The following is a 6,514-nucleotide window of genomic DNA, read 5'->3' as shown; positions in this document are numbered from 1 at the left end:
TCTAAATTGGATTCTAAGAATGTACTTTTATTGGGGGAACTCTGGTTATATGTCTATTACCTAAAATAAGCATTCTGAATCCTCAGTTTACGCACTTATTTTGTAGGACCCTAAATATACAGAATATTTTCCTTTCTGCCTCTATACAGCCTTCATAAGGCAGGGTCCTGAGTTCGAATTTCAGCCCGACTCCGTTTATTCCTTATTTTTCGATTCTAAGTGCTTAAAGAGCTTCTTCTCTAATGCTTCAATTCTTGCTTCGAGGTCAGCTTTTGCTTTTGTTGATCTTTATTATCGCTTCGAATTGTGAGCACTTTTGAAGCCTCCTGTGATGCAGTCTCCAGGTTTTTTCTTAGAGAGATTCCTGCCAGCTTATTTCCTTATTAATCCAGAGGAGCATAAACTTCAGTTAATATCTCATCCGGCTGAACTTCTCGTGGATCATTAAGATATAGCTCACGTACAGGACCAGCAATTCTTTTTCAACATCTCTTTGCGTTTCTCTGATCTGGTTTGCGAATTCCAGAATAACTGAATTCATCGAGCATGAAAGTTTTGCCGTTGAGTTTTCTGTAAGTTTTATGTATAATACCGCCATGAGAAACTTTTGAAGCTAAATGAAAGCTGTTAAATCAAATTATTTTGCACTCTTGCTAATATATCCTTAAATTGCCTTAACCCACGTCTTCCCATCCCATTTTTTCCAGTGCATTATTATCATAGCACGGTTTAACAGAAGTTCTTCTCCAGAGTCAATGAAATCGTTTCCATTCTTGAGTCCGTGTTCGAAAGTATATCTAAGGCGTCCGGAATACCATTCTAAAAACTGTAAGAATGCTTCGAATTCCGATATCTTCAGATTCTGCATAAAGAATTCAATGCATATTTTTTGTAGCTGGTCCTGTCTCGGTAGCCAGAAATAATTAATTGAATTATTTCCGGGATAGAGTAAAACCTCAACTTCTTCAGAAACAGGATTATAAACAAAATCCCCAGGTTGGAAAACCCATTTTCTTTGAATTTCCTTCGCGAGTGAGCACATTCTGATATATTTCTCTGATGTATCCATATTAACCATTCTCAAAATGAATTATGAGGCTAAAAGGAACAGCCGAGCTGTGTGAAAGTATTGACCTCAGATCGTTCTTATATGAGTCCTACTTTTCACCCCCTCTCAATACTTTCAAATGATTTTCGCATATTTGACTAGTGGGTTAAAAACTTGCTCGTCCCCCAAACTACGAGTATCTTTTGCTTCTTCTGACCACCTAACTCTATCACACTTCGAGCCATTTAGTCGCTTTCGATTCTTTTTATGCATATAATTCATACAATTATGTATTAGTGCTATTATTTTTCTCAATATTATTTAAATAAATGACACTGTGTATTGTTCTCAGGAACGGGAAGATCTTCTCATGAATCTGTTAACCAACCCTTATTATACACACCATCAGCCCGTTCCGAAAAACAGCTCTCATTGTTTAGCTATCAAACTAAAATAGAATTAAGAAGCTTCTATCACCGATTGTCAAAAGTTCCAGATATAACTACCGAATAACCAATAAAGCTCGGTAGCTGTATTGGTGCCTTCCCCAGTATACACAGTTACATAAGATTAGTCTCTTAAAAATTAGATATAGAGTTTATCCCAAAACCAATTTTTGATCTCAGATTAATAAAATTTCAGAACCATTTTCATAATATGAAACTTGATTGATCATTCGAAATTTGAAAATTAAGAGATGCTGTTTTTAGTTTTGGGATAAGCTCATAGAAACAAATTTTGAGTTTTGGGATTTATTTCTTTAACAAAAACAAAAATTATAAAAAAGTAAAGTGTTAGTAATGCCCTTGAAGAATTCTTTTACGATTATTTAATTTGTACAAAGGTCATTACTAAGGGTTGGTTCATGTTACTAATTTAAGCTTGTTTTTCGAATCATTACTCTTAACCGCCACATACTTTGCATGCTCGGTAATCAGCGGCTTCTGCTTCTTTTCGACTGTCAAAATAAGTGAGGTGCTCCGGTTTAATTGTTGGAACATAACGGCATCCTGCGTTATGGTATACATTAGTATTCGAGTTTCCAATTATTGATCCGCTGTTTGCGTTGATTGTGTTCGATGTCGTTGTAGACGTGAACTTTGAATTTTCATAGTTAGATGCACCGCTCGTGTCAGTTGTATCTGATGTTGTAGCTTGTGTCTTTACCGGTTCAGATGTTGATGTCTCTGTCGGTATTACTTCATTTGTTTCTGTCGATGTTGGATTAGGACTTACATATGGGGTATTAGATTTTTGAGTAGTTATGGTATAAGTAGATCCATCTGTTGTAACTATAATTGTGCCATCCAGATCAGTTCTGTATACCTTAGAAGCCTTCTGTAATCTCTCAAGAATTTCAGCATCGGGATGTCCGTAATCGTTTCCTGCTCCAACTTCGACAATACTTACTTCAGGACTTACAGTTGAAATAAAAGCTTCTCCGCTGCCGGATGTGCTTGCATGATGTCCGACCTTAAGGATATCGGAATCTACATCGTATCCGGCTTCCATTATTTTTTCTTCAGTTTCAAGACCTGCATCGCCCATAAGCAAGAAAGAAGTATTCCCGTAATCTATTTTGAGAACTACAGAATTTTCGTTCAGATCGTCTGAATATGTAGTTCCAGGGTTTAAAACCTCAATATCAACAGCAGGGTCAAAGTCGATTGTCTGACCTGCCTGAGCTACCTCAAAGGGGATGTCTTTCTGGTCAATACTGGTCAACATATTCTCATACGCTTGGATTGTGTGAGGATATCCACTGTCAGTGAAATGCTCAACCTGGAAGTTATTAAGAACATCGTTCATACCGCCGATGTGGTCAGAGTGTGGATGGGTTGCAACTACATAGTCCAGCGTGGAAATTCCCTGGCCTTGCAGGTAATCGGAAATAATTTCTCCGTGATCACTCTCTCCTGCATCTATTAGCATGGTACTATTGTTACATTCTATCAGGATAGAGTCACCCTGTCCAACATCCAAGAAGTGTACAGTCAGATTCTGGCCTGCTGGCGCACTAGAATTTTGAACAGTTGTCTGTTCCAGAGTTTCTTCGGAAGAATCATCTCCATTTAACCCAGCGAGAACACGTTCAATAATGTTTCCCAGTACATTCTCTTTTGGGTCATCCACAGTTGGTATATTCGCTTTTCCGGCTGAATTATTTACCTTTACACATGGATCAACAACTTGCGGGCTTGTCTCTACACAATTAATATCTTCTGCTGGAGTTTCGCATACTTCTTCTTCTTCAGTAGTTTCTTCTGCTGGAGCTTGGCATACTACTTTTTCTTCAGTAGCTTCTTCTGTTGGAGCTTGGCATACTACTTCTTCTTCAGTAGCTTCTTCATCTTCACTTACTTCTTCGGTGTCTTCACAGATATCTTCTGCTGAAGTTTCTTCTTCATCAATTACTTCAGGAGTACATTCTTCTCCTTCAGTTACTTCAGGAGTACATACTTTTTCTTCTTCAGTTTCTTCAGGAGTACATACTTCTTCTTCTTCTTCAGTTACTTCTTCTTCAGTTACTTCTTCTTCAGTTACTTCTTCTTCAGTTACTTCTTCTTCAGTTACTTCTTCTTCAGTTACTTCAGGAGTACATACTTTTTCTTCTTCAGTTACTTCAGGAGTACATACTTCTTCAGTTACTTCAGGAGTACATACTTCTTCTTCAGTTTCTTCAGGAGTGCATACTTCTTCTTCTTCTTCAGTTACTTCTTCTTCCTCTTCATCAATTACTTCTTCATCCTCACTTGTCTGATCACTGATATCGTCTGCAGTTGTATCTTCTACGGATGTATCTTCTACAATTGTATCGTCACTGGTAAAATTCTCACTGACAGAATTATCGTCGCTTGGACCAAATGCAACTGCAGAACCTATGCCAAAACCTGCCACCACTACGAAGAAGGTAACAATCAGAGCTATAAATCTATTTTTTAATTTCCACACAAAAAACACCCACAAGAAAACTTTTTTAATGCCTTCGTCTAACCAATAGTCAAAGGAAAGAGATATTAGGTTTCCATATGTTTTATTGGTCTAATATCGGCATTAATGGAACTTTAAGAAATAATTTTAAACTTTTAAATATTATATAAGGGGTATTATTAAAATATACATTCCTATATATTATTTGAATAGTTGTTATTATATTAGTGGGTTTCTATTTGTAACCAAGTAATCTCAAATATTAACGACTCTTTTCAGATTCATTCAAAGACTGTGGAAACTATAAAAAGATAATACCTATAATGGACGCTTTTACACTTATATTCTTAGAGGGTATATTTTAGAGCCTAGCTCGAAACTCAAAACTGAGTCTCTGAATTTCAAATTTTAATACCAGTTGGGTTTCAAATTACGAGAATCTCCTTGAGGTTCTTACTGAAATGAGAAACAAAATTGGTTTTGGGATGAGCTCACTGGAAAGAAAGGGATGGAAAAAAAGGATGGGGAAAATAAATGAAATTGTTACTTAAAGTAAGAAGCAGAAACAGTCCTGTTTCTTCTATTCCTGCCTTTAATCATCCTTGATTCTTATTCTTAAGTTTCTCAAGCAAATTCGATACTCTTTCCTTCGCATCCTCAGTCTCCTGCACGTCTCTGGCAATAGTAATATTCAGAATGTCTCCTTCCCTACTTTCAGGAGGCAACAAAAAAAGAGGGATATTTATTTTTATTGACTCGTCATCCCTTGTAAGCAGCACTGCAATGCCCTCTTCGATCCTGTCTAATGTAACTTTGAAATTTTCCATCTTCAGCTCTCCAGTTCTGAGATCAGCTTTCCACTATCATCGTAGAGATATGCTGTGTCACCATCGTTGTTCCATATAGGGTCGTCTAGTTGCCAGTAAAGCTCAGTGGCTGAGTTTGTGCCCTTTCCGGTAAATACAGTTACGGTGGTTCCTGTATTCAGGGTGTAAGACTGAAATGTATAGGTATGTTTATTGCCTTCATCTTCAATTTTCCAGCCGTTCAAGGAAACTGGAGAAGATCCTTTGTTTGATATCTGAACCCATTCATCTTGAAGATTCAGGTCGCTCACATACACAGTTGATTCGGTAGAGCTTGGATCCACATATTCTTCGGATTGTTCTTCAGTTGTTGAATCTGTAGAAGTGTAAGCTCCGCTTCTACTGGAGATTGTCCCGGTTTTTTCAGTTGTTACAGTATAAATTGATCCATCTGTTGTAACTGTGATTGTGCCATCCAGATCCGTTCTATATACCGTTGAAGCTTTCTCTAATCTCTCAAGAACCTCAGCATGAGGATGCCCATAGTCGTTTCCTGCTCCAACTTCGATTATACTTACTTCAGGGCTTACAGCTGAAATAAAAGCTTCTCCGCTGCCGGATGTGCTTGCATGATGTCCGACCTTAAGGATATCGGAATCTACATCGTATCCGGCTTCCATTATGTTTTCTTCTGATTCCAGACCTGCATCTCCCATGAGCAAAAATGAAGTGTCGCCATACGTTACTTTGAAAACCACGGAGTTTTCATTCAGCTCGTCGGAGTATGTGCTTGCCGGATTCAGCACTTCGATATCAACAGCAGGGTCAAAATCAATTGTCTGACCAGCCCGAACTACCTCAAAAGGAATATTCTTTGTATCAATAGTGGTTAGCATATTCTCATAGGTTTTTGAGGTATGGGGATATCCACTATCAACAAAACGTTCAACTTGGAAGTTGTTAAGAATATCTTTCATCCCGCCGATATGATCAGAATGTGGATGGGTTGCAACTACGTAACTCAGTGTTGAAATTCCCTGGTCCTGCAAGTAAGCTGTGACAACTTTTCCCTGGTCACTTTCTCCTGAGTCAACTAACATGGATTTTCCATCAATCTCCAGGAGGATTGAGTCCCCCTGATCAACATCCAGGAAATGCACGGTAAGGTTCTGGCCTGATAGAGTGACGGTATCTTGAGCATTTATTGTAGGAGCCGTTTGTTCCGAAGCTGTTTCAAGAGGTGTTTCTTCTGGACCTGTACATCCGGCTGCAATGAGTACTAGCGTCAGGCAGAAGATTGTGGCAATCAGTTGTGGGGGTTTCATAAATATATTAATACGTCAGAGGTATTAGAGATTTGCATTAAGCTCTCTTAAAACTTGTTTTGTTCTTAAAAGCAACAAAGATGAAAATTAATACCAAGAAGTGCTTTAGGCTTATATTTCTAGAATTATATTCGATCTGAAATTTAACTTTCACATATCTGCACATTGCCTTCCATCATGTAGTTTCCGTGGAGGAAGAGATAAGGCTCTATGGATCCCGTAAAACTTCAAAGATTTCATGGAATGATATGAATGATATAAAAGTAAATTATAATAAAAGTAAATTATTAGGACCTACGCGGTTGAACTGAAAAACAGCAACAGTAAAACTTAACTGTCTAAATCTCAAGAATTATGATGGGGCCACATGTACTTGATTTCATTCCTCAACCGCGTAAGTCCTA

General features: G+C 37.9%; 5 protein-coding genes. All 5 read right to left on the bottom strand.

The window, feature by feature from the left end; translation table 11 throughout:
• Window positions 1-383: 383 nt before the first annotated feature.
• On the bottom strand, window positions 384-476 hold the full coding sequence (locus ACPK8D_RS15705; RefSeq protein WP_424718792.1) for a hypothetical protein: 93 nt from the start codon (window positions 474-476) through the stop codon (window positions 384-386).
• 188 nt (window positions 477-664) lie between these two features.
• On the bottom strand, window positions 665-1,069 hold the full coding sequence (locus ACPK8D_RS15700; RefSeq protein ID WP_424718791.1) for a hypothetical protein: 405 nt from the start codon (window positions 1,067-1,069) through the stop codon (window positions 665-667).
• Window positions 1,070-1,951: 882 nt separating this feature from the next.
• Window positions 1,952-4,000, bottom strand: a complete 2,049-nt coding sequence (locus tag ACPK8D_RS15695) for an MBL fold metallo-hydrolase (RefSeq protein WP_424718790.1) — start codon at window positions 3,998-4,000, stop codon at window positions 1,952-1,954.
• Window positions 4,001-4,575: 575 nt separating this feature from the next.
• Window positions 4,576-4,806, bottom strand: a complete 231-nt coding sequence (locus tag ACPK8D_RS15690) for a DUF3006 domain-containing protein (protein ID WP_424718789.1) — start codon at window positions 4,804-4,806, stop codon at window positions 4,576-4,578.
• 2 nt (window positions 4,807-4,808) lie between these two features.
• Window positions 4,809-6,110: an MBL fold metallo-hydrolase gene (locus ACPK8D_RS15685; RefSeq protein ID WP_424718788.1), complete on the bottom strand. Its 1,302-nt coding sequence runs from the start codon at window positions 6,108-6,110 to the stop codon at window positions 4,809-4,811.
• Between the last annotated feature and the right edge of the window lie 404 nt (window positions 6,111-6,514).

The organism is Methanosarcina sp. (genome assembly GCF_049706645.1).
GTDB lineage: Archaea > Halobacteriota > Methanosarcinia > Methanosarcinales > Methanosarcinaceae > Methanosarcina.
The sequence above is the reverse complement of the archived record's forward strand: the minus strand, read 5'-3'. Positions and strand labels throughout refer to the sequence as shown.

Bases quoted from the DNA above. Each gene is read 5' to 3' on its own strand.
- ACPK8D_RS15685 (WP_424718788.1), bottom strand. From the start codon at position 6,110: ATGAAACCCCCACAACTGATTGCCACAATCTTCTGCCTGACGCTAGTA.
- ACPK8D_RS15690 (WP_424718789.1), bottom strand. From the start codon at position 4,806: ATGGAAAATTTCAAAGTTACATTAGACAGGATCGAAGAGGGCATTGCA.
- ACPK8D_RS15700 (WP_424718791.1), bottom strand. From the start codon at position 1,069: ATGGATACATCAGAGAAATATATCAGAATGTGCTCACTCGCGAAGGAA.